The 26,813-nt window shown below is 59.2% G+C and carries 26 protein-coding genes, 1 tRNA gene and 1 riboswitch; of the genes, 16 read left to right on the forward strand and 11 right to left on the reverse strand.

Annotated features, from left to right (window positions below):
- Positions 1 to 53: 53 nt before the first annotated feature.
- The gene (locus B9Z45_RS07430) at positions 54 to 1,289 is read left to right on the forward strand and encodes a Rieske 2Fe-2S domain-containing protein (RefSeq protein WP_158270393.1); all 1,236 of its coding nucleotides are present in this window, start codon (positions 54 to 56) and stop codon (positions 1,287 to 1,289) included.
- Between the two features lie 16 nt (positions 1,290 to 1,305).
- A complete protein-coding gene (locus B9Z45_RS07435; protein ID WP_108406596.1) occupies positions 1,306 to 1,932 on the forward strand; it encodes an aromatic-ring-hydroxylating dioxygenase subunit beta in 627 nt (208 codons plus the stop codon).
- Positions 1,933 to 2,256: 324 nt separating this feature from the next.
- On the opposite strand, the gene B9Z45_RS07440 is transcribed toward B9Z45_RS07435, so the two are convergent.
- The 6 genes from B9Z45_RS07440 to cysS all read right to left on the reverse strand — a co-directional run bounded on the left by B9Z45_RS07440 (position 2,257) and on the right by cysS (position 7,767).
- A tRNA-Ser gene (locus B9Z45_RS07440) sits at positions 2,257 to 2,349 on the reverse strand.
- Between the two features lie 17 nt (positions 2,350 to 2,366).
- Entirely contained in the window at positions 2,367 to 3,629 is a 1,263-nt protein-coding gene (locus B9Z45_RS07445) for an aspartate kinase (RefSeq protein WP_108406597.1), read from the reverse strand.
- Positions 3,630 to 3,740: 111 nt separating this feature from the next.
- Entirely contained in the window at positions 3,741 to 4,685 is a 945-nt protein-coding gene (gene tilS, locus B9Z45_RS07450) for a tRNA lysidine(34) synthetase TilS (protein ID WP_108406598.1), read from the reverse strand.
- 29 nt (positions 4,686 to 4,714) lie between these two features.
- Entirely contained in the window at positions 4,715 to 5,689 is a 975-nt protein-coding gene (locus tag B9Z45_RS07455; protein WP_108406599.1) for an acetyl-CoA carboxylase carboxyltransferase subunit alpha, read from the reverse strand.
- 45 nt (positions 5,690 to 5,734) lie between these two features.
- A complete protein-coding gene (locus B9Z45_RS07460) occupies positions 5,735 to 6,385 on the reverse strand; it encodes a DNA-3-methyladenine glycosylase (RefSeq protein ID WP_108406600.1) in 651 nt (216 codons plus the stop codon).
- Positions 6,382 to 7,767 (reverse strand): cysteine--tRNA ligase, encoded by a 1,386-nt coding sequence (cysS, locus tag B9Z45_RS07465; protein ID WP_108406601.1) that lies wholly within the window; start codon positions 7,765 to 7,767, stop codon positions 6,382 to 6,384. The genes B9Z45_RS07460 and cysS overlap by 4 nt, the downstream gene beginning before the upstream one ends.
- Before the next feature lie 238 nt (positions 7,768 to 8,005).
- Between cysS and B9Z45_RS07470 the strand changes: the two genes are divergently transcribed.
- From B9Z45_RS07470 to B9Z45_RS07485, 4 genes are read left to right on the forward strand one after another with little or no spacing between them, the layout of a single operon-like run.
- Positions 8,006 to 8,518, forward strand: coding sequence for a tetratricopeptide repeat protein (locus B9Z45_RS07470; RefSeq protein ID WP_108406602.1), 513 nt, complete (start codon positions 8,006 to 8,008; stop codon positions 8,516 to 8,518).
- A gap of 28 nt (positions 8,519 to 8,546) precedes the next feature.
- Complete coding sequence (locus tag B9Z45_RS07475) at positions 8,547 to 9,233, forward strand: peptidylprolyl isomerase (protein WP_108406603.1); 687 nt, start codon at positions 8,547 to 8,549, stop codon at positions 9,231 to 9,233.
- Between the two features lie 3 nt (positions 9,234 to 9,236).
- Complete coding sequence (locus tag B9Z45_RS07480) at positions 9,237 to 9,743, forward strand: peptidylprolyl isomerase (RefSeq protein ID WP_108406604.1); 507 nt, start codon at positions 9,237 to 9,239, stop codon at positions 9,741 to 9,743.
- A gap of 11 nt (positions 9,744 to 9,754) precedes the next feature.
- Positions 9,755 to 10,546 carry a UDP-2,3-diacylglucosamine diphosphatase gene (locus B9Z45_RS07485; protein WP_108406605.1) on the forward strand — a complete coding sequence of 264 codons (792 nt, stop codon included), beginning with the start codon at positions 9,755 to 9,757 and terminating at the stop codon, positions 10,544 to 10,546.
- A 12-nt stretch (positions 10,547 to 10,558) separates the two neighbouring features.
- Here the strand turns inward: B9Z45_RS07485 and B9Z45_RS07490 are convergent, their stop codons facing one another.
- Positions 10,559 to 13,342, reverse strand: a complete 2,784-nt coding sequence (locus B9Z45_RS07490) for a DUF349 domain-containing protein (RefSeq protein ID WP_108406686.1) — start codon at positions 13,340 to 13,342, stop codon at positions 10,559 to 10,561.
- A 368-nt stretch (positions 13,343 to 13,710) separates the two neighbouring features.
- Between B9Z45_RS07490 and B9Z45_RS07495 the strand changes: the two genes are divergently transcribed.
- The 3 genes from B9Z45_RS07495 to nrdR all read left to right on the forward strand — a co-directional run bounded on the left by B9Z45_RS07495 (position 13,711) and on the right by nrdR (position 16,451).
- Positions 13,711 to 14,478, forward strand: a complete 768-nt coding sequence (locus tag B9Z45_RS07495; protein WP_158270394.1) for a transglycosylase SLT domain-containing protein — start codon at positions 13,711 to 13,713, stop codon at positions 14,476 to 14,478.
- A 39-nt stretch (positions 14,479 to 14,517) separates the two neighbouring features.
- Positions 14,518 to 14,688, forward strand: a riboswitch (ZMP/ZTP riboswitch).
- Between the two features lie 56 nt (positions 14,689 to 14,744).
- Positions 14,745 to 15,989, forward strand: coding sequence for a serine hydroxymethyltransferase (gene glyA, locus B9Z45_RS07500; protein ID WP_108406607.1), 1,245 nt, complete (start codon positions 14,745 to 14,747; stop codon positions 15,987 to 15,989).
- A gap of 12 nt (positions 15,990 to 16,001) precedes the next feature.
- The gene (nrdR, locus tag B9Z45_RS07505) at positions 16,002 to 16,451 is read left to right on the forward strand and encodes a transcriptional regulator NrdR (protein ID WP_108406608.1); all 450 of its coding nucleotides are present in this window, start codon (positions 16,002 to 16,004) and stop codon (positions 16,449 to 16,451) included.
- Between the two features lie 44 nt (positions 16,452 to 16,495).
- On the opposite strand, the gene B9Z45_RS07510 is transcribed toward nrdR, so the two are convergent.
- Positions 16,496 to 17,122 carry a GspH/FimT family protein gene (locus B9Z45_RS07510; RefSeq protein WP_108406609.1) on the reverse strand — a complete coding sequence of 209 codons (627 nt, stop codon included), beginning with the start codon at positions 17,120 to 17,122 and terminating at the stop codon, positions 16,496 to 16,498.
- 118 nt (positions 17,123 to 17,240) lie between these two features.
- Between B9Z45_RS07510 and B9Z45_RS07515 the strand changes: the two genes are divergently transcribed.
- From B9Z45_RS07515 to B9Z45_RS07540, 6 genes are all read left to right on the forward strand, one after another.
- Positions 17,241 to 17,702, forward strand: a complete 462-nt coding sequence (locus tag B9Z45_RS07515; protein WP_108406610.1) for a type IV pilin protein — start codon at positions 17,241 to 17,243, stop codon at positions 17,700 to 17,702.
- A 22-nt stretch (positions 17,703 to 17,724) separates the two neighbouring features.
- Complete coding sequence (locus B9Z45_RS07520) at positions 17,725 to 18,387, forward strand: PilW family protein (RefSeq protein ID WP_108406611.1); 663 nt, start codon at positions 17,725 to 17,727, stop codon at positions 18,385 to 18,387.
- The gene (locus B9Z45_RS07525) at positions 18,384 to 19,625 is read left to right on the forward strand and encodes a hypothetical protein (protein ID WP_108406612.1); all 1,242 of its coding nucleotides are present in this window, start codon (positions 18,384 to 18,386) and stop codon (positions 19,623 to 19,625) included. Before B9Z45_RS07520 ends, B9Z45_RS07525 begins: the two co-directional genes overlap by 4 nt.
- Positions 19,622 to 20,101: a prepilin-type N-terminal cleavage/methylation domain-containing protein gene (locus B9Z45_RS07530; protein ID WP_108406613.1), complete on the forward strand. Its 480-nt coding sequence runs from the start codon at positions 19,622 to 19,624 to the stop codon at positions 20,099 to 20,101. Before B9Z45_RS07525 ends, B9Z45_RS07530 begins: the two co-directional genes overlap by 4 nt.
- A 73-nt stretch (positions 20,102 to 20,174) precedes the next feature.
- On the forward strand, positions 20,175 to 21,278 hold the full coding sequence (gene ribD / locus B9Z45_RS07535; protein ID WP_233252119.1) for a bifunctional diaminohydroxyphosphoribosylaminopyrimidine deaminase/5-amino-6-(5-phosphoribosylamino)uracil reductase RibD: 1,104 nt from the start codon (positions 20,175 to 20,177) through the stop codon (positions 21,276 to 21,278).
- A 97-nt stretch (positions 21,279 to 21,375) separates the two neighbouring features.
- Positions 21,376 to 22,923 carry an AMP-binding protein gene (locus tag B9Z45_RS07540; RefSeq protein ID WP_108406615.1) on the forward strand — a complete coding sequence of 516 codons (1,548 nt, stop codon included), beginning with the start codon at positions 21,376 to 21,378 and terminating at the stop codon, positions 22,921 to 22,923.
- A 2-nt stretch (positions 22,924 to 22,925) separates the two neighbouring features.
- On the opposite strand, the gene rpiA is transcribed toward B9Z45_RS07540, so the two are convergent.
- Complete coding sequence (gene rpiA, locus B9Z45_RS07545) at positions 22,926 to 23,597, reverse strand: ribose-5-phosphate isomerase RpiA (RefSeq protein ID WP_108406616.1); 672 nt, start codon at positions 23,595 to 23,597, stop codon at positions 22,926 to 22,928.
- A 106-nt stretch (positions 23,598 to 23,703) separates the two neighbouring features.
- On the opposite strand from rpiA, the gene B9Z45_RS07550 reads away from it, so the two are divergent.
- Positions 23,704 to 24,747, forward strand: coding sequence for a quinone-dependent dihydroorotate dehydrogenase (locus B9Z45_RS07550; RefSeq protein ID WP_108406617.1), 1,044 nt, complete (start codon positions 23,704 to 23,706; stop codon positions 24,745 to 24,747).
- A gap of 5 nt (positions 24,748 to 24,752) precedes the next feature.
- On the opposite strand, the gene B9Z45_RS07555 is transcribed toward B9Z45_RS07550, so the two are convergent.
- A complete protein-coding gene (locus B9Z45_RS07555) occupies positions 24,753 to 25,562 on the reverse strand; it encodes an acyl-CoA thioesterase II (protein ID WP_108406618.1) in 810 nt (269 codons plus the stop codon).
- The gene (locus B9Z45_RS07560) at positions 25,562 to 26,680 is read right to left on the reverse strand and encodes an NAD(P)/FAD-dependent oxidoreductase (RefSeq protein WP_108406619.1); all 1,119 of its coding nucleotides are present in this window, start codon (positions 26,678 to 26,680) and stop codon (positions 25,562 to 25,564) included. The genes B9Z45_RS07555 and B9Z45_RS07560 overlap by 1 nt, the downstream gene beginning before the upstream one ends.
- Positions 26,681 to 26,813: the final 133 nt, after the last annotated feature.

The following is a 26,813-nucleotide window of genomic DNA, read 5'->3' on the forward strand; positions in this document are numbered from 1 at the left end:
CAGACCGCGTTCACAAGAGCGTCTACACGGATCAAAAACTTTTTGATCTTGAAATGGAACACATTTTTGAAAAGGCTTGGGTCTATTGTGGCCACGAGTCACAAGTCAAAGAGGTCGGCGACTACTTCACCATGCAAATCGGGCGTCAACCCATGGTCATGGTGCGCGACATCGACAACAGCGTCAAAGTGCTTTACAACCGCTGCCCCCATCGCGGTGTGGAGCTGTGTGGCAATCAAAGTGGCAACACAGGCAAAGGCTTTGTCTGCTCGTACCATGCCTGGAGCTTTCATCTGAACGGAAAAGTCAAAGCCATCCCCCTGGTCAAAGGCTACGACGGCACCCGCTTGAACACCAAGGATGCAGATTGCAGCATGGTGGCAGCCGCCCGCGTCGACAGCTACCGTGGTTTCGTGTTTGCCAGCTTGTCCAAAGAAGGCCCCACTTTGGTGGAGTTTTTAGGTGACGCCAAAGTGGCCTTTGATGACATGTGCGACCGGTCACCCGTGGGTGAAGTGGAAGCCGTCCCCGTCTGCCACCGCGTGATGCAAAAGTCCAATTGGAAATTCTTCATGGAGAACCAACTGGATGCCTTGCACCCTTCCGTCACTCACCAGTCGACGGGGGTGTCTGCGCGCAAAGTGGAGCAGCGCCTAAAAAAGGAAAAAGGCGATGCGCCTTTGTTCTTCCATTACCTGTCCACCTTTGCCTCCAGCTTTGACCAGTGGGACTCCGTGCAAACGGTGAACTTCAAATACGGCCACGGCATTTTGAAAGCCTACATGGGCTTGCGCCCTACGGACCCTGACACCGTCGAATACGAGGCCTTGATCAAGAAGGCGTATGGCGAAGAAAAAGGTGAAGAATATTTGGCACGCAGCATTCACCACGTCCTCATCTACCCGTATTTGTCGGTTCAGTCGCCCTTGCAACAAGTGCGGGTCTTGAGGCCTATAGCTCCAAACAAAACGCTGTCCGAGATTTGGCACTTCCGACTCAAAGGTGTGTCAGAGGCCATCTACGAACGTGCATTGTGGTATTTCAACTTGGTGAACTCACCCGCCACCATGATCAATGCCGACGACCTGGAAAATTGGACCAAGGGCCAACTGGGACTGGAATCCAATGGTGGCGAATGGGTGAGCTTGCACCGCAACTACGGTGGAGACACCGAAAAAGATGGTGTTTTGTACTCCAACAACGGCACCAGCGAAGTCGTGATGCGCAATCAGTTCAAGGCTTGGGAATCGTATATCCGCGCCGCCATTCAACCTTCGGCCAAAGCCTGAACAGGAGTCCACACACATGAAAACCAATGAAGTCAAAGATGCACTGGGCACAGGTGTTGTGATTGAAGGCATTCAATCGATGTCTGGCGCGGATTCCATCGAACCCGATCACATGGGCCGTGGCCGCAAGCCAAGCCAGGGTTATATCCCCAAAGCCATCCGAGTCGATGCCGCTTTGCAGCGACAAGTTGAAGAACTGCTGTTCCATCAAGCCGCTTTGCTGGACAACAAAGCCTGGGGTGATTGGACCCATCTGTTCAGTGAAGATGGTGTTTACTGGATGCCCTCCACGCCGACGCAAACCGACTGGCGCCGCGAAGCCTCTATCTTTGCAGAAGACCAATTGCTGATGGAAGTTCGCATGAGCCGCTTGCAACACCCCAACGCTTGGTCACAAGCCGCGCAGTGGGGCACCAATCACATGGTGGGCAACATCGTGATTGAAGCCGTCAGCGCCACCACGGTGGAGGTTTATTCACGTTTCCAGATGATGGAGATGCGTCGCGACGACATACGTCATTTCGGCGGGAGCTACCGTCACACCCTGGTCAAACAAGGCGATGACTTGAAAATCAAATTGCAACGCGTGGACATGACCAACGGCCAAGCGGCCTACGACTACGTCCTGCAAGCCTGGGTTTGACTACCTGACGCCCAAGCCCACGCCGTAAAGCCCGGATAGGGTGTGAAACCATGGCCTTGCAGTGATGCAAGGCCAACTTTATGGGGCCCGTCATTTCTACGACCCCACGCCAATCAACATGGATGATGGCATTCGCCCAAACCTATAGACAGTTTTCTCAGAGCAGATCGACGCAGTCATTGGGACGCATAGAAAATTGGGCTGTTGAATTCTGTGATGGGAGTTTCGATATTCCTCCAGTGCTATCGATTTCGCACTAGCACTAGCACTAGAACAACACCAAAAGAAAAACCCCAAGCAAATCAATTACTTGGGGTTTTAAACTGGCGGAAACGGAGGGATTCGAACCCTCGATGAGGCTCTACACCCCATACTCCCTTAGCAGGGGAGCACCTTCGGCCACTCGGTCACGTTTCCAGTGCGCTAATTATAACTTAGGCTTGATCCAGGTCGAAGGCTTTGTGCAAGGCGCGCACGGCCAGCTCCATGTATTTTTCGTCGATCACGACCGAGGTCTTGATTTCTGAGGTGGAGATCATCTGTATGTTGATGCCTTCTTCGCTCAGGGACCGAAACATCTTGCTGGCCACACCGACGTGGCTGCGCATGCCGATGCCCACGATGGATACTTTGCAGATCTTCGCGTCGCCAGCAACTTCTGCGGCCCCCAGAGAGGGCAAGACTTTTTCCTTGAGCAGGTCAATCGTCCTGGCGTAGTCGTTGCGGTGCACGGTAAAGCTGAAATCGGTCTTGCCGTCTTTGCTCAGGTTCTGGATGATCACGTCCACTTCAATGTTGGCATCGGCCACAGCACCCAGGATTTGGTAAGCGATGCCGGGTTTGTCAGGCACGCCCAACACGGAGATCTTGGCTTCGTCGCGGTTGAATGCGATGCCGGAAACGACGGCTTGTTCCATTTGTTCGTCTTCCTCAAAAGTGATCAGGGTGCCGGATGCGGCTTCTTCGTTGATGTCAATGTCCCAGGGCGTGAAGCTCGACAACACGCGCATGGGCACTTTGTATTTGCCGGCAAATTCGACCGAACGGATCTGCAGGACTTTGGAGCCGAGCGATGCCATTTCGAGCATTTCTTCAAAGCTCACCGTGTGTAGGCGACGGGCCTCTGGCACGACCCGAGGGTCGGTTGTGTAAACCCCATCCACGTCGGTATAAATCAGGCATTCGTTCGCCTTCATGGCTGCTGCAATGGCCACAGCCGAAGTGTCTGAGCCACCACGGCCCAGCGTGGTGATGTTGCCGTTGTCATCCACACCCTGGAAGCCTGTGATGATGACCACGCGGCCATTGTTCAGGTCGGCACGGATGCGGGCATCGTCAATCGATTCGATGCGGGCCTTGGTGAAGGCGTTGTTGGTCTTGATGGCCACTTGCCAGCCTGCATAGCTGACCGCGGGCATGCCCTCGGACTGCAAGGCAATCGCCAACAAAGCCGAAGAAACCTGTTCGCCCGTGGAAGCCAGCATGTCGAGTTCACGGTTGAAGGCCTCGTTGGGCTTGGCAGGGGCCAACTCTTTGGCCAAGCCCAGCAAGCGGTTGGTCTCGCCGCTCATGGCGCTTGGGACCACCACGATCTGATGGCCTGCACGCGCCCATTTGGCCACGCGCTTGGCGACATTGCGAATGCGCTCGGTCGAGCCCATCGAGGTGCCGCCGTATTTATGAACGAACAAAGCCATGTGTAGTTTTGAAAAGAAAAATCAAGAAGGGGTAGGCCCCGGCAAAACACGTCGATTGTACCCATGGGTTGTGCGGGTTTCTGCCCATGGAACAGCAAAAAGCCGCGGCCTTCAGGACGAATGCCACACCAGGCTAGGGCCATCACGTCTGACAAACCCCTGACCCACTTTCAGATGAAGGCGATGACCCCGGGTGGTGCAGTCGGCCACCTGATTGAGCAGTTCGGTCAGTTGGGCTGTACTGGGTGTGTTGGCGTGCTGACTTTGCAACCAATGGCGCAGCACCAGCGCCTGGCGGGCATGGCTCAGTTGCTGCAGGGCCTCAATGCAAGGTGGGACGCCGATTTGCAAGAGGTCTTGCTCGGCCACCTCGTTCAAGACCTCTTGCGCTTGTGCTGCATGGGCCGCACTGCGGGCAAACGTATCGCGAAAAGCCGGCAGCGCTTCGGCCAGAGCGGGCAAGACTTTGGCACGGATGCGGTTGCGGGTGAAGTTTTCGTCGGTGTTGGTGGGGTCTTCGATCCAGCCGTGGCCCTGCGCTTGCAGCCAGTCACGCAATGCCAAACCAGGAACCTTCAACCAGGGCCTGTGCCAGTGCAAACCCAGGCGCTGCTTGTGTGCAGGCATGCTGGCCAAACCGGGCAAGCCCGATCCGCGCGACAAGGCGATCAGCAAGGTCTCGATCTGGTCGTCCGCGTGCTGGGCCAATGCGATGTCCTTGACTTCAGGCCATTCGGTTTGCACCGCTTCAGCCAGTGCCTTGTAGCGGGCTTTGCGAGCCGCGTCTTCAGGGCTTTGGCCTTGTGCGTGTCCAGCCTGCAAGCGGCGAACCGACAACGGGACATCGAGTTTTTGACACAACGCCTTGCAATGACGCTCGAAATCGTCAGCGGCCAATTGCAGGCCGTGGTGAATGTGAACCGCCCTCACCTGACCCGGCCAGCGCCGCGCACAAGCCACCAGCAAAGCCGTGGAATCGGCGCCCCCACTGAAGGCCACTGCAAAAGGAAGGCCCGGGCTGAAATCAGCCAGGGCCTGTTCGGGAGTTTTCGCCATGTCTGAAGCCGAGCGATTCGCCTCGGCGTTTATTTACCGGCTTTGGTATCGGTGAACCGACCATAGCTGTTCAAGCGCTCGTAGCGGCGCTCCAACAGCTCTTTGGGCTTGAGGTCAGCCACCTGGCGCCAAGCATCGCCCAAGGCACGCTTGAGAAAGGAAATCATCTGGTCGGTGTCTCGGTGGGCACCGCCCACTGGCTCATTGACAATTTTGTCGACCAAGTTCAATGCCTTCAGGCGGTGCGCTGTGATGCCCAGGGCTTCGGCAGCAACCTCTGCTTTGTCGCTGGTCTTCCACAAAATGGATGCACAGCCTTCGGGGCTGATGACAGAGTAAACGGAATATTGCAGCATCAGCACCTGGTCGGCTACCGAGATAGCCAAAGCGCCGCCCGAGCCGCCCTCACCAATGATGGTGGTAATGATCGGCACCTCCAGTTGGGCCATTTCGAAAATGTTGCGGCCGATGGCTTCGGACTGGCCACGCTCTTCGGCATCAATGCCTGGGTAAGCGCCTGGCGTGTCCACAAAGGTGAACACGGGCAGCTTGAACTTCTCGGCGGTTTTCATCAGGCGCAGGGCTTTGCGGTAGCCCTCGGGTTTGCTCATGCCGAAGTTGCGCATGGTGCGCTCTTTGGTGTCTCGCCCTTTTTGCTGACCCAGCACCATGCAGGCCTGGCCATTGAAACGGGCCAGACCGCCCACAATCGACAAATCATCGGCAAAGTGGCGATCGCCGTGCATCTCGACAAAGTCGGTGAAGATGCCCTGGATGTAGTCCAGCGTGTAAGGACGTTCGGGATGACGTGCGATCTTGGTGATCTGCCAAGGGGTCAGATCGCTGTAAATGTCTTTGGTCAGCTGCTGGCTTTTTTTGCTCAGTTGGTCGATTTCGAGGGTGATGTCCACCGCCGATTCGCTTTGCACGTAACGCAACTCTTCGATCTTGGCTTCGAGTTCGGCAACGGGTTGCTCAAAGTCGAGAAATGTTTTTTTGGCCAAGTTTTACTCCTCTTTTCATAACCGGGTGGACGCCTCGTCCAGCCCTCAATAGGCCACGGGCATGGGGTCCAGTGAGCGCCAAATATACCAAGTTGCCACAGTCGAATAGGGACTCCAGGCCTGGGCTACCTCCCGAGCATCGCTGCGGCTGACGGGCTCGCCCGAAAAATAGTTGCGGCTGATGCCATTGATCAGGCCCACATCGTCCAGCGGCAGCACATTGGGGCGCATGAGGTGGAAGATCAGAAACATCTCTGCCGTCCATCGGCCAATGCCCCGAATGGTCACCAACTCCTCAACAATGGTTTCGTCCTCCATCTCTTGCCAGGCCTTGACGTGCACGGTGCCCGAACTGAAGTGCATGGCCAGGTCCACCAGGTATTCGACCTTGCGGGCCGACAAACCTGCTGCCCGCATGTCGTCGACCTTGAGCTTGAGCACAGCAGCGGGCGTCAAGCGTTTGGTCAGCACTGAAAAACGGCCCCAGACCGATTGCGCGGCCTTGACCGAAATTTGCTGGCCCACGATAGATCGCGCCAAGGTTACAAACGCATCGCCCCGGGTTTCCAGGATGGCGTCACCAAATTGGGGGATCAGTTTTTTCATGACCCGGTCTTTTTTGGCCAGATGCGTGCAGGCCTCGGCCCAATAAGCGGGTGTCACGGGTACCACTTTGTTCAAGATCGCTGTGGTCATTGTGCAGACTCCCAAGTTGTACCCGCTGCGGCATCTTTCAGCACAATGCCAAGTGCCAGCAAATCGTTGCGAATGCGGTCAGCCTCGGCAAAGTTTTTGGTCTTTTTGGCATCGGCACGGGCTTGAATGAGCGCCTGAATGGCCGCCTCGTCGAGACCGGCACCCGATTGCAAATAAACGGTGGGCTCGGTTTGCAACAAACCCAGCAGGCCTCCCAGTGACTTGAGCAAGCCCGATCGCTCTGCCGAGCCGGAGCGGTTGATCTCACTGGCCAGCTCAAACAGCACAGAAACGGCTTCGGGCGTGCCAAAGTCTTCGTCCATCGCTGCCTTAAAACGTGCGGCCAGCGGGTCGGTCCAATCGATGCTCACGTCTGCAGGCGGCACGGTTTGCAAAGCGGTGTAAAGGCGTTTCAGGGCGCCTTTGGCGTCGCTCAGGTGCACGTCGCTGTAATTGAGCGCACTGCGGTAATGGCTGCGCACAATGAAGAAGCGCACAGTCTCGGCGTCAAACTCTTTCAGGACATCGCGAATGGTGAAGAAGTTGCCCAGGCTTTTGGACATCTTTTCGTTGTCTACGTTGACGAACCCGTTGTGCATCCAAACGCTTGCCAGTGGCTGACCGTTGGCCCCTTCGCTTTGGGCGATCTCGTTTTCGTGGTGCGGGAACTGCAGGTCGGCACCCCCTCCGTGAATGTCAAACGTCTGGCCCAACAATTCGCAGGCCATGGCCGAGCACTCGATGTGCCAGCCAGGGCGGCCGGTGCCAAAGGGGCTGGCCCATTTGACGTCTTCGGTCTCGGTGGGTTTGGCGCTTTTCCAGAGAACGAAGTCGAGCGGGTCGTTCTTGGCGCCCTCTTCCGTGTTCACCGCCACACGTTCACCGGCATGAAGTTCGTCCAGCGATTTGCCCGACAACTTGCCGTAGCCGGGAAACTTGCGCACTGCGTAGTTCACATCGCCATTGCCTGCACGGTAGGCCAGGCCTTTTTGCTCCAGCGTTCCGATCATGCTCAACATTTGAGGCACATAGTCGGTGGCACGGGGTTCATGTTGCGGGCGCTCAATGCCCAATGCATCGGCATCCTGGTGCAAGGCATCGATCATGCGGTCGGTTAAATTGCGGATGGTTTCGCCATTTTCCAGGGCACGCTTGATGATTTTGTCGTCAATGTCGGTCACGTTGCGCGCATAGGTCACCCGGTAGCCGCTGGCCTTGAGCCAGCGCTGCACCACATCAAAGGCGATCATCGAACGCGCATGGCCCAAGTGGCACAGGTCATACACCGTCATGCCACACACGTACATGCGCACATGACCTGGCTCGGCGGGTGAAAAGTCGGAGACAGCACGGCTCAGCGTGTTGAAGATGCGCAGACTCATGTCAGATCAAGGATATTTTGAAAACCAAAAGACCAAAAAACAACCGCCAGAATCAGGGTCTGGTGGGCAGCAAGGATGCAGAAATTAAGCTTGAAAGCGCTCGCCTTGTACATGGGCAGAAGGCCTTGCCAGCAGGGTGGCAGCCGAATGGCCTCCGCTACAATGAGGCTTCAGTATATCCCCGACCGGGCCTTTTGCGCTCAGTTGCTGGAGCCCGGATCAGACACCTTTGGCGCGCATGCAATCTCTAACATCGTTTGTATTCTTCAGTCTGTTGCTGTTGTTCAGTGTGGGTGTCAAAGCGGACGCCTACAACGATGTCAACCGGCTGGTCGGGGCCGGCGAGTGGGCCAAAGCCCAAACTCAAGCCGAAGCGCACCTCAACAGCCGCCCCACCGACCCGCAAATGCGTTTATTGCTCAGCCGCATTCAGGATGGACAAGGTCAGACCGCAGCGGCCATGGAAACCTTGCAGTCGTTAACGCAGTCTTTTCCAGAATTGCCCGAACCGCACAACAACCTCGCGGCACTGCTGGCCCGGCAAAACCGTTACGCTGAGGCTTTGGTGGCCTTGCAAGCTGCTGTGCGGGCGCGCCCTGATTACGCCATAGCCCTTGAAAATCTGGGTGATGTGTACATGGCCCTGGCCATTCAGGCCTACCAGAGCGCCAGCCAAGGCAGCCCGTCGCCCACTCGCGCTGCGGCAAAACGACTGGCCGCCGAACAACTTTTGAAGTCAACAGCACCTTGAGATACCACGCACCCGTCCGAAAGACCTCATGAACCGTTTTCGCTTTTTGACCTCTTTTTTTGCGCTGATGATCGCCTTGCCCTTGTCGATTCCCTTGGTCTGTCATGCCCAAGTCGGCGGCATCAGCAAAGTGCGGATCAGCACGTCGGCAGGTGACATCGAAGCTGAGTTGTACGCCGACAAAGCCCCCAAAACCGTGGCCAACTTTCTGCAGTACGTGAACGACAAGCATTACGACGGCACGGTCTTTCACCGAGTGATTGCGGGCTTCATGGTGCAAGGGGGGGGCTATGACGCCCAGTACAAAGAAAAGAAAACCCGCGCCCCCGTTCAGCACGAAGGTCGTTTGTCGCTGGCCGCTGGTTTGAAAAACACCACCGGCACGCTGGCCATGGCCCGCACCAATGACCCGCAATCGGCCACTTCGCAGTTTTTCATCAACGTGGTGGACAACGCTTTTCTGGACCCCACCCCGATTCCGGATGGCGACCCGGTCGCCAAATTTGAACACCAAGGCCGCGTTTACGAAAAAGTAGCACGCGCTCAATTGCTGAACTCACCCCAACTGTTCGGCTATACCGTTTTTGGCAAAGTCACGTCCGGCATGGACGTGGTCCAAAAAATCAGGAACACCCCCACCGGTGCGGGTGGTCCTTTTCCCTCCGATGTCCCTCGGACACCGGTCCTCATTCAATCCATCACTTTGTTGAAATAAACCATGACCAACCCACAAGTTGAATTGCACGTGACAGGCTACGGCGTCATCACGATCGAACTGGATGCTGAAAAAGCACCCAAGTCCACAGAAAACTTTCTGGCCTATGTGAACAAGGGTCACTACGACAACACGATTTTTCACCGTGTCATCCCCGGCTTCATGGTTCAAGGCGGCGGCTTTGAGCCTGGCATGTCGCAAAAGCCTACCGATGCCACCATCGAAAACGAAGCCAACAACGGCCTGAAGAACAACGAGTACACCTTGGCCATGGCCCGCACCTCGGCGCCCCACTCGGCCTCGTCCCAGTTTTTCATCAACGTGGCCAATAACGACTTTTTGAACCACACAGCGCCGTCCATGCAAGGCTGGGGTTACGCCGTGTTCGGCAAAGTGGTCAAGGGCACTGAAGTTGTGGACCAAATCAAAGGCGTGAAAACCGGCAGCAAAGGCGGCCATGGTGACGTGCCCAACGATGACGTCGTGATCGAAAAAGCCATTGCCATCTGACGCGCTGCGCCATGTCTGCAGATCTGCGCACAGCCATACCGAACATCGGCTTGCTGAAAGCGCCTGCAGCATGGCACACCGTGGACCTGATCTCGGACCTGCATTTGCAAGCGTCCGAGACGGCCACATTTGAAGGCTGGCGCGCCTATATGGCCAGCACCCCCGCCGATGCGGTGTTGATTTTGGGTGACTTGTTCGAGGTCTGGGTCGGTGACGACGCTGCAGCCCAAGACCCATTCTTGCAAGCCTGCGCGGACGTATTGCGCCAGACAGCGCAACGTGTGCATGTGGCTTTCATGCCCGGTAACCGTGATTTCTTGGTCAGCCCCGATTTTTTGTCTCGGTGTGGCGTGCAGCCATTGACCGACCCCACGTTGCTTGAGCTTTCTGCTCAACGCATTTTGCTCACCCACGGCGATGCGCTTTGCCTGGATGACAAGCCCTACCAGGCTTTTCGGCTGCAAGCCCGCAACGCCGAATGGCAACAATCCTTTTTGGCCAAGCCTTTGGCTGAACGCCAGGAATTTGCCCGCAACTTGCGTGCGCTGAGCGAGTCGCAAAAGCATGAGGGCATGAGCTTTGCAGATGCCGACTTGGAAATGAGCCTTTTTTGGCTGGCACAAGCGCAAGCTGATCGCTTGGTGCACGGCCATACGCACCGGCCAGCCGACCATGCGCTGGGGCACGCGCAACGGCATGTCTTGAGCGACTGGTCGCTTGACCATCAGCCCTTTCGGGCGCAGGTGTTCAGGCTAAACAGCTCTGGCGGTGTGGTGAGAATCGATTTGCACCCACGCGCTTGAAGTGCCCCTGAATCAGCCCCGCAACAGGTTCTTCAAGACGTTTTGCAAACGGAGCGCCGTGGCGGGCTCGTGCGGTCCGGATAAGACTTGCGCCACATCCTGGCCCCAGGTTTCGCGGGGACCGGGCTGGTTGCGTTGTGTCAACAACTGCAATTGCAGGGCACGGCGCTCGTTCAGGTTGTCGGCTGGCGTCGGGATTTCGGCAGCCATCTCGAGGCGCAGCAATGCGGTTGCTGCGGGAGCTTTGGGGACTTCACCGACGGCTTGAGCCCAAGCCTGACGGGTCGAGGCATTGATGGCCCGTCCCAGTTCTTGCGCGCTGGGCAAAGCTTCAGCCTGGCGTTCTTGCCAAGCAGTCATCAAACGCGTCAGGGTTTCGCCATGGGCTTGAGACGCCAATTTACGCAGCGACATTTCGGCACGTTCCAGCGCCTCGCGCTGGGCGCGGAAGGCCGCATCACCCAGACGGGGTCCGCGGTCTTCACGGTCGGCAAAATTGCCGCGCGGGAAACGATCTCCTCCTCGGTCACTTCCACGGTCACCTGTTCGAGGCTGTCCCCGATCCCCAGGTCGACCATCGCGGCGCCCGGCAACAGCGCCTTCTGTCTTTTTCTGACCCGGACGGTCATCGCCACGCACCGCCACCACAGGTTTGACTGGCTTGGGCACTGCCACAGGGGCTGCGGCCTCAACGGGGACCATTGGTTCAACACGCTCGCTGCTGTCGTCGGAAGTTTCTGAAGCCTCGGTTTGGCCTTCGCCTGCTTCTGTCTGATTGGCTGCTTCATCCGCAACACCCTCTGCCGCTTCGGTCAATGACTCTGGCGCAGGCACAGGCGCATGAGCCTGAGCAACCGGCTTTTCTGCCACCGCTTCGGCTTGCCCCCGCAATGCCGCATCCAGTGCTGCCATGGCAGCACGAATCTTGGCGGCGTCTCCACCTGCATTCGCCGCATCCAGCAATTTGGACGCATCGATGACGGCACGATCGTGTGCAGTGATCGGTGCAGACGAGGACTGACGGTCAGTGCCTTTGCGCTGGAACGCTTCGTCCAGCGGGGCACGGAAGACTTCCCAGAGTTTTTGTTCGGTCTTGCGGTCAAGCGGCACCACCTGAGCTTCTACCTGCCACCTTTGCTGCAAAGCTTTGACGGCATCCACGCGCAAAGCGGGCGCTGCACCCAGCGCCCGGGCTTCGTCGATCAAGGCCTGGCGGCGTTCGACACTTGCTTTTTGGGCGGCTTCCAGTGGTGCGGCTGCAGCTTTGAAGTTTGCCTTCCACTGTGACTGCATCTCTGCAAATGATTTTTCGCTCAGATGACCCGCATTGCGCCACCGGTCTGCGAACTGGTGAAGCGCACGCAACTGGCTGCGCCAGTCTTCGTTGTCGGCATTGGCCACCGTCCACGCCTTGACTTCCTCCATCAAGGCCACGCGCTGGGCACGGTGATCAGCCGATTCTTTTTTCATCTGCTCCAGCCAGGCCAGAACGGTTTTGTAGGCGTCGTTGCAGGCTGCGTCGAAGCGTTTCCACAAGGCATGGTTAGGCAAGCCACCTTGGTCGGTTTGCTTCCAGTTGTCACGCAACTGGCGCAGTTTGTCCTGCATTTTTCGCCCACCCACAGTGGGGGCTTTTTCGGCATCCAGCAAGGCTTCTGCCTGGGCGACCAGGTCTTGCCGAATCTGGTCGGATCGCCAGCGTTGCCAGCCCTCGGTGTCGCCTGCGGTCGTCAGCGCGTTGTGTACGCGCTCATCAAGGGCGGTGTCCAGGTTCTTGCCATGGGTCTTGAGCGCGGCGCGCAAGCCGACAGCAGCATCGGCCAGGTTTGCACCTTGGCTTTCGATGGTTTGTTTTTCCAGCGCTTCAAGCGCTTCAGTCACTGCCTTGTTGGCTTCCTCACGCAAGGCCTGACGCTGCGCTGCGTCCATCTTGGGTTTGGCCGGCTTGACCTCTTTGGCGACTTCGGTGGCTACCGCATCTGTGGCAGATGGCTGGGTATGTGCCACAACTTCACCGCGCAAACGGCGAATTTCTTCGGCCCAAACAGGCACCAATGGCAAGGCGACCGAGGCATCAGCCTGGGCTTGTTGCGCCAGAGTCAATGCGCCAAAAAAACCTTGCCAAACGGCTTGCAACTGTTGCAGTGCCGCATCCAGCTGGTTCGGGAATTTCAAATCCACACTGGGCCAGACCGGGTTGGCCTTGAGCAGATTGGCCTGTGTTTGCCATTGGTCCACATCGGCTTGTACACCAGCAAGACCAATCAGGGCCTCCGCCATCGGTTTGGTCGAAAGCACTTCGATGCGTTGCGCCAGCAACACGGCGGATTCGCGCTGCACCATGACTTGGTGCTGCAAATCCTCAACCCCTTTGACCACTTCGGCCAAACGGACCTTCAAGCCGGCCAGCGGCTCGCGCGACAAAGGCGCGCCTGCTTTAGCAGCATCGCGCTGCCAAGCCATGGCATCTGCAATGTTCAGGCGAGGCGCTTGCAGCAGGCTCTCTGCTTTTTGGGCCCAATCACCCGCCAATGCATCTTGGCCATGAACACGGCGGAGCTCGTCGAGTTTTTCCTTGAGCAGCTTGGCCGCACCTTTGTCACGGGAAGACATTTCGCGATAAACCTCACCCAACGCGTCGGCTGAGGGGTCAGTCAACAGCCATTCGCGCAAACGGGCCGTGCGCTCACCCGTTGATGCGGCGTGAAATGCACCCGCAGTTAATTGGTCAAGGGCGGCGAGGTCAAGAGGCTTAGAGGATGAAGTCACGGTAAAAAACTTTAAAACACAGTCCATGCCAAATACGGCATCAGTGTCGCAGCCGGACGTCCGTGCACACAAGACAGAGCGGCTGACAACAACTGCGTATTTTCGCCGGGATTTGCCCAGACCCAGCCCCTTGAGCAGAATACGCAACAATCTGTTGTGATTTCAAGCGCACAAAGCATCCTATATTTCTTTTATGAATCATTTATTATTTTTTTAGTCTTGACTCGATATTAAATATTCCTAGAATTTGACAGACGCAAAATTAGGGAAAACCCGGCATCGCAGCCATCCCTAGCTCATCTGCCCCCCCACTGGATGTGCCGCAAGCCGTGCATCACCCCAAACACCCATGCCATGTGACGCCCCTCACGGCATCGGCCATGAAAGGAAGCGCCATGACAGCGACATTGAACATGTCCCGCCTGGTTTTGTGCCTGCAAGTATGGGCGACCGATGTCCGTGAAGGTTTTGTGGAAATCACCCGCCACGGTTTGGCCTTGTTCGGTCTGGCGGTGGTGTTGGTCAGCATGACTTTTTTGGCGCGCCCCAACCTGCAAGCATCTGCCAGCGAAATGCTGTTGGGTTGGCTCGAAATTCGGCAAACTGACACCATCGAGGCGCCCTCAGCAGGGAATGCTGCGGCAAGGTCCACTGCAAAAAGTCTCAAAAACCTCACTGACGAACAATTGGCTGTCACCCGTTGGCTCAGTCGCAAGTACCGTGTCTCAGCCGAGCCAATGGGCGCCATGGTCGCCGAAGCCTGGACTCTGGGCGAGCGAGCGCAGTTGGCCCCCACCTTGATCCTGGCCATCATGGCCATCGAATCCCGGTTCAACCCGTTTGCCTCAGGCAGCCCAGGCACATCAGGACTGATGCAACTCGAGCTCAAAGCCCATTCAGAGGCCCTTGATCAATTTGGCGGCATGTTGTCGGCCTTCGACCCCCTGACCAACGTGCGCGTAGGGGTCCGGCATTTACAGGCCCTGGTTCAGCAAACCGAGACAATCGAGGAGGCCTTGTCACTTTATGGTGCTTCTTCAGGACAACCCACCGAGGGCCAGTACGTGGATCGGGTTTTGGCCGAGCAAAAACTGCTTGAAAAAGTGACTGAGAAGCAAAATACTGCGGCCCTCGCCAACCAGGGCAAGCACGCCCCACTTTAAGCCTGGCCGACTCGCGGACAGAAAAGCCTAGGCTACACTTACGCAGTGCGCGACTGGCGATAGGAGCCCTCTCTTGAACAACAAGGCGGGACCACTCTGACGTGGAGCGCGGTGGCACCAAGCCACCCCCGAACCACTGGGAAGCGCACACCCGATACTGGCCCAGTAAGGCCTGACCCGGGTTTTCAGCCGTTCGCCTGGGCAGCCCTTGTCAAAGACTTTTTTGCACATGTGTCTGACAAGGTTCCATCTATTGAAGGACTGCCATGTACCACCGTAATATTCTGATTGAACAAACCGATCCCGAATTGTTTGCTGCCATCCAGGCCGAAAATGCGCGCCAGGAACACCACATCGAGCTGATTGCCAGCGAAAACTACGCCTCGCCCGCCGTGATGGCCGCGCAGGGCTCTCAACTGACCAACAAATACGCCGAAGGCTACCCCGGCAAGCGCTACTACGGGGGTTGCGAGCACGTGGACGTGGCAGAACAATTGGCCATCGACCGCGTCAAGCAGCTCTTTGGCGCAGAAGCTGCCAACGTCCAACCCCATTGCGGCGCATCGGCCAACGAGGCCGTGTTTCTGGCCTTTTTGAAACCTGGCGACACCATCATGGGCATGAGCCTGGCAGAAGGCGGTCACCTGACCCATGGCATGCCGCTCAACATCTCTGGCAAGTGGTTCAATGTTGTGTCGTATGGTCTGGACGCCAAAGAAGCGATTGACTACGAAGCGATGGAAGCCAAAGCCCGCGAAACCAAGCCAAAGCTCATCATTGCCGGCGCCTCTGCTTATTCACTGCACATTGACTGGGCACGCTTTGCCAAAGTGGCCAAAGAAGTCGGGGCCATCTTCATGGTGGACATGGCCCACTACGCCGGCCTGATCGCAGCTGGCCAGTACCCCAACCCGGTTCCCCACGCAGACGTGGTGACTTCGACCACACACAAGAGCTTGCGCGGCCCTCGGGGCGGCATCATCTTGATGAAGGCCGAACACGAAAAAGCCATCAACAGCGCCATCTTTCCCGGTCTGCAAGGCGGTCCGCTGATGCACGTCATTGCCGCCAAGGCTGTGGCGTTCAAAGAAGCGCTGCAACCTGAGTTCAAAAACTACCAGGCCCAAGTCATCAAAAACGCCCAGATCATCGCCCAGACCCTGACTGAGCGCGGCCTGCGCATCGTCAGCGGTGGCACCCAAAGCCACGTCATGCTGGTGGACCTGCGTGCCAAGGGCATCACGGGCAAAGTGGCCGAAACCGCTTTGGGCAACGCCCACATGACCATCAACAAAAACACCATCCCGAATGACCCTGAAAAGCCATTCGTGACCAGCGGTGTGCGCATCGGGACCCCCGCCATGACCACCCGGGGCTTCATGGAAGAAGAAGCCCGCGCCACGGCACACCTGATAGCTGACGTACTGGACAACCCGCTGGACGAAGCCAACTTGGCCGCAGTGCGTGCCAAGGTCCACGTGCTGACCAGCCGCTTTCCGGTTTACGGCTGATCGGTCTGAACGATGAAATGCCCGTTTTGCGGTCACCTCGAAACCCAGGTTGTAGAAACCCGGTTGGCTGAGGACGGAGATTTCATCCGCCGTCGCCGTCAATGTGGTGCATGTGAAAAGCGCTTCACCACCTACGAAAAACCGGAAGTCAACTTTCCGGCCATCGTTAAAAAGGACGGCCGGCGCATCGAGTACCAACGTGAAAAATTGCGTGGCAGCCTCAACCTGGCGCTGCGCAAACGCCCTGTCAGCACAGAGCAGGTTGACGGGGCCATTGAGCGGATTGAGGAAAAGCTGCTGAATCTGGCCATTCGTGAGGTCGCGTCACACCGCATTGGCGAATTGGTCATGCGCGAGCTGAAAAAGCTCGACAAAGTGGCTTATGTGCGCTTTGCCAGCGTGTACCGAAATTTCGAAGACATCGACGATTTCAAGACCCTGGTGGACGAAGTTCAAAGCTGATCAAGCCTTTTTGGGCGGGTCATGTCCCATGCCCACTTTTCCGCTCAACAAGCCACATTGGAAGGCATGCTTGCAGTTTCCAGCCGGGGCTTGCCCACCGCGTTGATCACCAAACGCCACGCAGCGGTTTGGCCGGGGACGCACAAGGTCAGGGTGCCCGCCTGAAACCCCCCGGAGATGCTTTGGCTGCGGCCCTCGGGGCCGTAAGATACGTAGCGGTTCACGGTCGCGTTGCCTTTGAGTTTCAAAAATGGCGGCAAAGCCGAATGAACCATCAAAACGGTTTCTGTTGAATCCCGCACGGCGTTGTCATTGCCATCCACAAACACCAGCCAGCCTTGCCCCCAGCTGCCCTCCGTTGCGCAGCCACCCCCCAAACCCAGCACACAAAGCGTGACGCGTTGCTGCCGCTGCAAAGCCTCAGACCGCGCCAGCATGAGGCTGCCCAGCATTTGCTCGGCCTGGCTTTGCATCTGGTGCTTTTGACGCAACCCGGACAGGCTGGGCGCCGCCAAAGCCGCGAGTGTGGCCAGCAGCGCCAGCACCACCAGAGCTTCAAGCAAGGTGAATCCATCGGGACTGCATCCAGGAGTGGATGAATGCCTGACCGGCCCCGGCCTCGGCGGGCTTGCTTGCCAGGCTGTTTGCATGTTCACCTGTCCCTTAAGCATTCTTGAACCCCCTTGTGCCGCGAGCCGACCGACCAGCTTGCACCTGCAATTCGGCCTGTACAAGTGATTATTAAGTATTCACAATGCAAAGTCTCAACCATTTTCAAAGGAGACGGGCATGGGCGCTCTCACCGGGAAAAGAAAGGCTGCAGATCGGCTCCGCACACAGGGCTGGACCTTGAGCGAATTGCTCATCAGCCTGGCCCTGATGGCCGTGCTGGCCGCCGTGGCCCTGCCCGCCTACACCGCACAACAGCGCCAGGCCCGGCGCACCGATGCGCAAAGCGCCTTGCAACAATTGCAACTGGACCAGGCCCGATGGCGTGGCAGCCACGACACCCATGCGAGCGATCTGGCCAGTCTGGGCTGGACCTCTGACCGCTCACCCGCCGGGCATTACCAGATCGCCATCGAAGAGGCATCGGCCGATGGGTACGTCTTGACCGCCAGCCCGGTGGGCACTCAAGCCAGCGACACCCCTTGCCAACCCATGCGCTTACAACTGCTGCACACAGCCAGCGTGATCCTCAGCAGTGGCAACGACCTGAGCGCTGACCCTGGCCGATGCTGGCGTCAATAAGCACCCCATAAAACACCATCCAATGCACCCTCCAGCCTTATTCGCCGCAAATTGCGGCACCAAATTTACGCAGAGGGGCGAGACCCTGGTGGGCCTGATGGTGGGCATGGGCATCGGTCTGCTTGTACTGGCGGCTGGCGCAAAAATGCTCGCTCAACACCTGCAAGGGCACCGCTGGGCCTTGCAAGACAGCCACCTCCACCACGATCTGCGCTCGGCCTTGGACGCCTTGACGCGGGAACTGCGCCAGGCCCAATCCGTGGGTCAGGCCTGGAAAGCCAGGTCCACGGCGGATTGCAAAGATGCTTTTTGCGGTGGCGCCGGAGACATCAAAATCCAGGGAAACCGCATCGACTTCAGCCGTGACCGCAACCACAATGGCCTGCTCGACAACAACGAATGTTCGGGCTTTCGCTTGAAAGACCAGAAGCTTCAGGTGAGGACAGCCTGCACGCCTGAGGTCTGGACCGATCTGACCGATGCAGGCAGCCTGAAGATGGTGGATATGCAATGGCAGCTGCACTGCGAAAGGCGTGAGCGCTGGGTGCAAAGGTGGGTCACGGTACAGTTGAACGCCGAGTGGCCACGCGATGCGACGCGACAGTTGAGCTTGTCGCAAACGGTGTCCCTGCGCAACAATGTACCCGCCCTGCCCTGGCCAGCGGTATGTGGTGCAGCACCATGAAGCCATCTGCAAAGCTGGGTCAAAGTGGCGCCATCACCTTGCTGGTGGCCATCACCCTGGTCATGCTGGCGAGCCTGGCCAGCTTTTACAGTGCCCGCAGCGTGTTGCTGGACCGTCTGACCAGCAACCAGCAAGTCCAGGCAACGCAATCACGCCTGTCTGCCGAAGCCGCACTGGCTTGGTCACGGGCGGAACTGGCACGGCAATACACCGCCAGCCAGCAAACACCCGCTTTTTGGCAAAACGCCGCCAACACGCCTTGCCCTGCAAACTACACAGGGCCACGTTGGCAATGCAGCCTGCTGTCGCCGCCTGCTCATCCGGGCATGAGCCAGTCGGTGTCACAGGTCGTGGCCGTGCGCGACCTGGTGACATCGCCCCATGTGACCGAGTTGCATGCCAGCGCCAGCCAAACGGGTCAAAACAGCCGAGGGCAAGTGCGGGCCAGTGTTTTCTTACCCATACTGGCACCAGCCCCCACCGGGGCCAGCACAGCGGCCTTGGTGCTCAATGGCTGCACATCGCCAGCAGCGGGTGCGGTGGGTGCGGCGGTGAAGGTCTGCCCTCTCAGTCAAAGCGGGCAACCCTGCAGTGGCTCCCCAGTCGGCCATGCCGTGCAAAGCTTCTGGCTGGCTGACCTGGATGGCGATGGCCTGATTTCTGCCACCGAACGAAGCAAGTGCCTGGCCTTGTTGCCCGAACACCTGCCAGGCCATGGCAGCTTGATAGGGCCCACCACTTCTGCACCTCGTTCATCTTGTGTGTTGGCCGCCTGGAAAAATGTGCTCGGGGACATCAGCCCCGAACAACTCAAAGCCTGGTCAGACGCGCAAGAGCGCAATGGCCTGAACGCCCAAAGCCAACCCCCGCGCAGCATTTATTGGGTCGACAGCGCCGCCACCTGGACACAAAGCCTGGGCCAGGCCGATGCGCCCGTGCTGCTCGTGTTTTCGGCCATGGCCTGCGGCCAGCGCTGCCCCAGCCTGGCCAGTGGCGTGCAGATTTTTGGCACGGTGGTGCTGCAAACCCAATGCCAGGACGAGAAAGCGCGGGGATGGCGAGCAGGCCGCATCGAAGGCCAGGTGGTGGTCGAGTCGGGCTTGCAAGACCTGCAAAGCGGGAGCCACATTCAGGCACGCGTGTTCACAAAACCGGCTTACGAACTGGCTTGGCCAGCAGGCATGGACGCCAACCGGGTGCAAGCTGTGGCCGGCAGCTGGCGGGAGGGCTTGAGATGAAGCCGCGCAGGGTCAGCCCAGCCATACGGCTGCCCCACCAAAAACGCTTTCAGGGCATGGCCCTGATCGAGGCCCTGGTGGCCTCGGCGGTGATGGGCATCGGTCTGGCGGGCGCCACACGGCTGACTTTGCACACCTTGCAAACTGCAGGCGACACACGGCAACAAGGGCTAGCCAACACCCTGGGGGTCAACGCGATGGAGTGCCATCAATCGGGCCGGGCTTTGTGCGTGATGGACCAGGCGGTGACGGTCCAGGGCACGACCTACACCCTTCAAAGCCAGTTAAGACCACGCGCTGACTTGGCGCTGGTCGACATCGAAGTCAGGGTGCAATGGCCCACTCTGGGGCGGCCGCAGACTAACCCAAACGGGGGCGCTGCCCTGAGCACGGGAACTGGGCAAGGCCTGGGTCAACTCATTTTGTACAGCAGCCGTGACCAGGTGCCCACCTGGCTTGGCGTATCCTTGCCCTGATCTGTTGCCGACTATTCCTGCCGTGATGTCTACTGCCTTGCCACCCACTTTGACCTTTGCCCCGGACCACCCCATGCACCGCGCACTGGCGCTGGCCAAGGAGGGCTTGTGGCTGACCTCGCCCAACCCCCGAGTGGGCTGCATCATCACCGCCGCCGATGGCCAGGTACTGGGCCAAGGCCACACCCAACGCGCCGGCGGGCCCCATGCTGAAATCATGGCGCTGCGCAATGCCCAAGCGCTCGGACATGACGTGAAAGGGGCCACCGCTTGGGTCACGCTAGAGCCCTGCGCCCACCACGGCCGAACCGGGCCATGCTGCGATGCGTTGGCCGCAGCAGGCATTGGCCGGGTGGTTTGCGCCCTGACCGACCCCAACCCGAAAGTGTCGGGCCAAGGCCTCGTTCGTTTGCAAGCGTTGGGGGTGCACACCGAAACACTAGCCCCGCAACACGACATCGCCATTCAGGCCCGCGAACTGAACATCGGTTTTTTCAGCCGCATGGAACGCAGCCGGCCCTGGGTCCGCATGAAAATCGCGGCTTCGCTGGATGGGCAAACCGCGCTGCAAAACGGGCAAAGCCAGTGGATCACCAGCGAGCCTGCCCGCAGCGACGGCCACGCCTGGCGCGCCCGTGCCTGCGCCGTGTTAACAGGCATAGGCACCGTGCTGGAAGACAACCCTCGCCTCGATGTGCGTGGCCATGATGTGCCGCGCCAACCCCATCTGGTCATCGTGGACAGCCGGCTGGAAACCCCACTGGATGCCCGCCTGTTTGAAACGCTGGGCACAGGCGATCTGGCCCGCAAGATATGGATTTACACCGCCGCCACGGGCCTTGACATTAATCGCCAAGCCCTTGAAAACAAAGGTGTCACCGTGATCGACATGGCTGGCCCCAATGGCAAGGTCAATCTGGCGGCCATGCTGTTTGATCTGGCCTCGCGTGAAATCAACGAACTGCATCTGGAGGCAGGGCACAAGCTCAACGGCTCGTTCATCCGGGAAGGCCTGGTCGACGAGTTGTTGCTCTACTTGTCCCCCCAACTTCTTGGCCCCGGCCAAGGCATGGCCAGTTTGCCAGCGCTGACCGATTTGAGCGGCTCGGTGAAACTGGCCTTCCATGCGGTGGACCGGATTGGCCCGGATTTACGCTTGCTGCTGCGCCGGCAGTAAGTCGCCGCCAATCAGGGGCCGCCAACAAGACGTGGGCGAGACAGTCTGCTCAGCCGCTTCAAGCCCACAATGGTCAACCCAATGACAGGAACCCCCATTGAACCTCGCCCATTTGTTGCAAAGACAAGCCAGCATCGACCCAGAGCGCCCAGCCATCCTGAACGGCACGCAGTTGGTGGCCACGCATGGCCAGTGGGCACAGCGCTGCCAGCACCTGGCCCGCCAGTTTCAGGCTGCGGGACTGCAGCCGGGCGACCGGGTAGCTCTGTTCATGCGCAACCATGTACGCACACTGGAAGTGATTTTTGCCGCCTGGTGGGCCGGGCTGGCGGTGGTGCCCATCAACGCCAAACTGCACCTGCGTGAAGCCCAATGGATCATGGACAACGCCCAGGCCCGCTGGGCTTTCGTGACCGCCGACATCACCAGCAAAACCGATGACAAGCTCACCGGGCTGGAGCGCCTCGTCGACCTGGACAGCGCCGAAGCCGATGCCTTGTGGTTTCTGCCGGCAAAGGGTTATCAAGCCGGGTGTGAAACCCCCATTGCAGAACGCCATGCCGACGACCTGGCCTGGCTGTTTTACACCAGTGGCACCACCGGACGGCCCAAGGGCGTGATGATCACCCACCGCAACCTCATGACCATGGGGCTGGCCTATTTCTGCGATGTGGACGCCATCAGCCCGCAAGACACCATCGCCTACGCTGCCCCCATGTCACACGGTGCAGGCATTTACGCCATTCCCCACCTCATGGCGGGGGCCCGGCACATGGTGCCACCTTCGGGTGGGTTTGATCCGGCAGAGCTGTTTGCGCTGGGTGAACAAGTCGGGCCGCTGTCGATGTTTGCAGCACCCACCATCGTCAAGCGGCTGGTCGATCATGCCGAGGCCGCAGGTCTTTCAATGCAGACTTGCAGCCAGACGTTCAAGACCGTGGTCTACGGCGGTGCACCCATGTATGCCGCCGACATACAACGGGCGCTGCGCGTGATGGGGCCATGCTTTGTACAAATTTACGGCCAGGGCGAAAGCCCCATGGTGGGTACGGCCCTGTCACGGCACCACCTGCAAGATACAGCCCACCCGCGCCACCTGGAGCGGTTGGCCTCGGTCGGTGTGGCCCAAACCCCCGTGCGCATCCGGGTGACCGACGCACATGGACAAGACTTGCCAACGGGCGAAGTGGGTGAAGTGCTGATCCAGGGTGACAGCGTCATGGCCGGGTATTGGCGCAACCCCGAAGCCACGGCCAGCGCCATTCAGAAAGATTGGCTTTTCACAGGTGACATGGGCTGCCTGGACGCGGACGGGTTTTTGACCCTGAAAGACCGCAGCAAAGACATGATCATCAGCGGTGGCTCCAACATCTACCCCCGTGAAATCGAGGAAGTGCTGCTGCACGCACCGGGCGTGGCCGAAGTGGCCGTGGTAGGTGCGCCAGATCCGGAATGGGGAGAAGTGGTGGTGGCCTTTGTGGTGCCGCAAACCGGCCATGAACTCGACACCGCCACGCTCGACGCCCTCTGCCTGCAAGAGATTGCCCGCTTCAAGCGCCCCAAACGTTATGAGATCGTGGCCAGTCTGCCCAAGAACAACTACGGCAAAGTGCTCAAGACCGAATTGCGCAAGCGGCTTGGCTGACTTTAAAAAGTCAAGGTCTTGACCCCTTGGGAGGTGCCCAGCAAACAGACTTGCGCCTTCTGGCGGGCAAAAACCCCCACAGTGACCACGCCGGGCCACTGGCTGACGTCGGTTTCAAAGGCCACCGGGTCGGTGATCTTCAGGCCCTTCACGTCCACGATGTATTGACCGTTGTCGGTCACCAAGGGCTGGCCGTCTTTGAGACGCACGGCAGCGGTGCCACCGATGGCTGCAAACTGGCGCATCACACGGGCTGTCGCCATCGGGATCACCTCCACTGGCAACGGAAAGGCCCCCAGCACGTCGACCAGTTTGCTTTCATCGGCAATGCACACAAACTGCCTGGACTGGGCCGCCACGATTTTTTCGCGGGTCAGCGCCGCACCTCCACCCTTGACCATGTGGCCCTGGTGGTCGATCTCGTCGGCGCCATCGATGTAGACCGACAGGCTGTCGACTTCGTTGCACTCAAACACCGCAATGCCCAGGGCCTTCAGCCTTGCCGTTGAGGCCTCGGAGCTGGACACCGCGCCCTTGATCTGGTCTTTCATGGTGGCCAGCGCGTCGATGAATTTGTTGACCGTGGAGCCGGTTCCCACGCCGACGATTTCGCCGGGTACAACGTATTGCAGGGCAGCTTGGCCCACCAGGGCTTTGAGTTCGTCTTGTGTCATGTGGGCGTATGGGGGGTGAAAAAATGAAAGGGCTGTGGGGTTTGAGACAATCAGGGCAACCCTTTTCAAAGCCCCCTAGACATCCCTTACAGGCCGGAATTATCCAATGTCCCTGATCCCTTACGCTCTCGCCCGCTCGTTTTTGTTCAAGATGGACCCCGAAGCGGCCCACGACCTGACGATTGAGGGCCTTGCCCGGACCCAAAACACCCCGCTGGACCGTGCTTACCGCCAGCCATTTGTGGCCCAGCCCATCACGCTGGCAGGCCTGCAATTTCCTAACCGTGTCGGCCTGGCGGCCGGGCTGGACAAAAACGCACGCTGCATTGACGGTCTGGGCGCCATGGGCTTTGGTTTTGTCGAAGTGGGCACTGTCACGCCCAAGGCGCAGCCGGGCAACCCCAAGCCGCGCATGTTTCGCTTGCCCGAAGCGCAAGCCCTCATCAACCGCCTGGGCTTCAACAACGACGGGCTGGATGCCTTCGTTGCCAACGTCAAGCGCTCGAAGTTTCGCCAAAACGGTCGCTTGCTGGGCCTGAACATCGGCAAGAACGCTGCCACCCCGATTGAAAACGCCACCGATGATTATTTGATCGCGCTTGCAGGCGTGTACCCCCATGCCGATTACGTGACAGTGAACATCTCCAGCCCCAACACCAAGAACCTGCGCGCCCTGCAAAGTGACGAAGCGCTCGATGGCCTTTTAGGTGCCCTGGTGGCACGGCGCGAGACGCTGGCGGCCGAGCACGGCCGCCATGTGCCGATGTTCCTGAAAATCGCACCCGATCTGGACGAAACCCAGGTGAGCGTCATCGCTGCAACGCTGCAAAAACATGGCATGGACGGCGTGATCGCCACCAACACCACGCTGGCCCGCGATGCCGTCAGCGGCCTTTTGCACGCCGAAGAAATGGGCGGCCTGTCGGGTGCGCCCGTGCTGGAAGGCAGCAACCGTGTGATCCGATTGCTGCGTGCCGCCTTGGGCAAAGACTTTCCCATCATCGGTGTGGGCGGCATCCTGAGCGGCCACGATGCCATTGCAAAAATCGAGGCGGGTGCCGACGTGGTGCAGATTTACACGGGCCTCATCTACAAAGGCCCGGCATTGGTGACCGAAGTGGCGAGCGCGCTGCAGCAAATGAAGCGCTGAAGCGCTCACTCTTTGTAATAAACCACCTGGTGGGTGCTGGCCAGCAACTGGCCCTCGGCGCTCCAGAGTTCACCGCTTTGGTCAAAGTAGCCGTTGCGGTAGTTGAGAGCACGGGCCGTGGCCATCACATGGGCGGTGCCAACGCCCGACAGCATGTCTTGGTCTGCATGGAAATAGGTGGTCATCGAAATGGTGCCGATCAAGGCGCGGCGGCGACGGCGGATGTAAATGCGCGGGAAAAAGCTGTCGCTGATGGCAGCCAGTGAGGCGAAATCCAGCGGTCGCACGGGCTCGTCGCGTACCCACAAATTCGAACGTGAATGCGGCTGCTCCTGCTCGTCGAACTTGTCGGGGAATTCGCCTTGCGCAAAGCGCATGTCATAGCGTTGCGGCCATGCGGGCATACCGGGGCCGGGCATCATCCGTTGCAAAGCCTCGGCGGGCGGCATGTCTTGCGGGGGCACAGCCTCGGTGTCCGACCAGGTGCTGCGCCTTTCGGCAAAAACAGCCGTGGCCATCGCCACCACCGAGTCACCCTGGCTGGCTTCAATCGCCCAGTGCTGGGTAGACCGGTTGGTGCGCACGGCACGCGCCACGAACGCAATGGGGCCGTCTTGCACCGGCGCTGCAAAATTCACCGTCAAGGCAATCGGCTGTCCCAGTTTGTCCGGGTGCTGCAGCGCCGCATTGAGCAACTGCGCTGCCGTTGTGCCACCAAAAGGCCCCACCATGTTGGCGAAGGCGGGGTGGGTGGCGCCGGCGTAATGGCCAGGGGCTGTGGCCTGCAAGGTCATGGCTTCATCAAAGGGATGCATCAGACATTCTCTTGGAGCAGGTGGTTGACATGGGCCGCAATGGCCAGCGAACTGGTCAGTCCCGGCGATTCGATGCCCAGCAAATTGACCAAGCCGGGCACACCGTGGTCTGCGGGCCCTTGGATCATGAAGTCGGCTGCGGCCTCGTCTGGCCCGCTGATTTTGGGGCGCATGCCCGCATAACCAGGCTGCAGCGCCCCATCCGGCAAGCCGGGCCAATAGCGGCGCACCTCGGCATAAAAGGCGTCACCCCGGCGCGGGTCCACTTGCAAATCTGCCGGGTCGCTGACCCACTGCACATCCGGGCCGAACTTGGCTTGACCGCCCAGGTCGAGCGTGAGGTGCACACCCAGCCCGGCTTTTTCGGGCACGGGGTAAATGAGGCGCGAAAAAGGGGCCTTGACCGCCAGCGTGAAGTAATTGCCTTTGGCGCAATGCGCTTGAGGCAGCCCGCTTTTGTCCAGCCCGTCCATGCGCCCAGCCAGCGCCACGGCGCTCAGGCCTGCGGCGTTGACCAGCACCTTGCAAGCCAGCTCGGTGCCGTCTTGAGTGGTCACGCGGATTGGGTGCGTGGCGGTGCCTTGCTTCAGGCCGATGTGCTGCACCGGCGAGACCAGCGCCAGCAAACCGCCAGCGTTTTCCAGATCCCCTTGCAGGCTCAGCATCAGGCCGTGGCTGTCCACCACGCCCGTGCTGGGCGACAACAGCGCAGCCTCGCAAACCAGTGCAGGCTCCAGGGCGCGCGCCTGTGCACTGGTAAGTTTTTGCAGGTCCTGCACGCCGTTGGCCCCCGCCTTGGCGATGATGCCGTCCAAGGCTTTGACTTGACTCGGGCTGGTGGCCACAATCAGCTTGCCCAGACGCTGGTGCCCCACGCCGCGCTCGGCGCAATAGGCGTAAAGCAGTGCTTTGCCTTGCACGCACAAACGCGCCTTGAGCGAGCCTGCAGGGTAATAAATGCCCGCGTGAATCACCTCGCTGTTGCGCGAACTGGTGCCGGTGCCGATGCCGTTTTCCGATTCAAGCACCATCACCTCGCGGCCTGCCAGCGCCAGCGCACGCCCTACGGCCAAGCCGATCACGCCGGCCCCGATCACCACTGCATCCACTTCTTCCACACACACCTCACGGTTTCATTCGTTCGGAACGATTGTGACCCATCCCCTCCCCGCGATGCCGCCTGCCTGACGCCCGCAGGACAGGCCCCTGTAACGGCCTCGGGCAGACTGCCAGACACATTCAATCAGGAGG

This window comes from Limnohabitans sp. 2KL-17, assembly GCF_003063415.1.
Classification (GTDB): domain Bacteria; phylum Pseudomonadota; class Gammaproteobacteria; order Burkholderiales; family Burkholderiaceae_C; genus Limnohabitans_A.

Excerpts from the sequence above, each read along its gene's own strand:
- ribD (WP_233252119.1), top strand. The coding sequence starts at position 20,175 with ATGCACCGCGCACTGGCGCTGGCCAAGGAGGGCTTGTGGCTGACCTCG.
- B9Z45_RS07490 (WP_108406686.1), bottom strand. The coding sequence starts at position 13,342 with ATGGACTGTGTTTTAAAGTTTTTTACCGTGACTTCATCCTCTAAGCCT.
- B9Z45_RS07435 (WP_108406596.1), top strand. The coding sequence starts at position 1,306 with ATGAAAACCAATGAAGTCAAAGATGCACTGGGCACAGGTGTTGTGATT.
- B9Z45_RS07555 (WP_108406618.1), bottom strand. The coding sequence starts at position 25,562 with ATGCATCCCTTTGATGAAGCCATGACCTTGCAGGCCACAGCCCCTGGC.
- B9Z45_RS07480 (WP_108406604.1), top strand. The coding sequence starts at position 9,237 with ATGACCAACCCACAAGTTGAATTGCACGTGACAGGCTACGGCGTCATC.
- B9Z45_RS07460 (WP_108406600.1), bottom strand. The coding sequence starts at position 6,385 with ATGACCACAGCGATCTTGAACAAAGTGGTACCCGTGACACCCGCTTAT.
- B9Z45_RS07515 (WP_108406610.1), top strand. The coding sequence starts at position 17,241 with ATGGGCGCTCTCACCGGGAAAAGAAAGGCTGCAGATCGGCTCCGCACA.
- rpiA (WP_108406616.1), bottom strand. The coding sequence starts at position 23,597 with ATGACACAAGACGAACTCAAAGCCCTGGTGGGCCAAGCTGCCCTGCAA.
- tilS (WP_108406598.1), bottom strand. The coding sequence starts at position 4,685 with ATGGCGAAAACTCCCGAACAGGCCCTGGCTGATTTCAGCCCGGGCCTT.
- B9Z45_RS07430 (WP_158270393.1), top strand. The coding sequence starts at position 54 with ATGGAACACATTTTTGAAAAGGCTTGGGTCTATTGTGGCCACGAGTCA.
- B9Z45_RS07510 (WP_108406609.1), bottom strand. The coding sequence starts at position 17,122 with ATGCTTAAGGGACAGGTGAACATGCAAACAGCCTGGCAAGCAAGCCCG.
- B9Z45_RS07475 (WP_108406603.1), top strand. The coding sequence starts at position 8,547 with ATGAACCGTTTTCGCTTTTTGACCTCTTTTTTTGCGCTGATGATCGCC.
- glyA (WP_108406607.1), top strand. The coding sequence starts at position 14,745 with ATGTACCACCGTAATATTCTGATTGAACAAACCGATCCCGAATTGTTT.
- B9Z45_RS07550 (WP_108406617.1), top strand. The coding sequence starts at position 23,704 with ATGTCCCTGATCCCTTACGCTCTCGCCCGCTCGTTTTTGTTCAAGATG.
- B9Z45_RS07525 (WP_108406612.1), top strand. The coding sequence starts at position 18,384 with ATGAAGCCATCTGCAAAGCTGGGTCAAAGTGGCGCCATCACCTTGCTG.
- nrdR (WP_108406608.1), top strand. The coding sequence starts at position 16,002 with ATGAAATGCCCGTTTTGCGGTCACCTCGAAACCCAGGTTGTAGAAACC.
- B9Z45_RS07520 (WP_108406611.1), top strand. The coding sequence starts at position 17,725 with ATGCACCCTCCAGCCTTATTCGCCGCAAATTGCGGCACCAAATTTACG.
- B9Z45_RS07485 (WP_108406605.1), top strand. The coding sequence starts at position 9,755 with ATGTCTGCAGATCTGCGCACAGCCATACCGAACATCGGCTTGCTGAAA.
- B9Z45_RS07470 (WP_108406602.1), top strand. The coding sequence starts at position 8,006 with ATGCAATCTCTAACATCGTTTGTATTCTTCAGTCTGTTGCTGTTGTTC.
- B9Z45_RS07530 (WP_108406613.1), top strand. The coding sequence starts at position 19,622 with ATGAAGCCGCGCAGGGTCAGCCCAGCCATACGGCTGCCCCACCAAAAA.
- cysS (WP_108406601.1), bottom strand. The coding sequence starts at position 7,767 with ATGAGTCTGCGCATCTTCAACACGCTGAGCCGTGCTGTCTCCGACTTT.
- B9Z45_RS07495 (WP_158270394.1), top strand. The coding sequence starts at position 13,711 with ATGACAGCGACATTGAACATGTCCCGCCTGGTTTTGTGCCTGCAAGTA.
- B9Z45_RS07445 (WP_108406597.1), bottom strand. The coding sequence starts at position 3,629 with ATGGCTTTGTTCGTTCATAAATACGGCGGCACCTCGATGGGCTCGACC.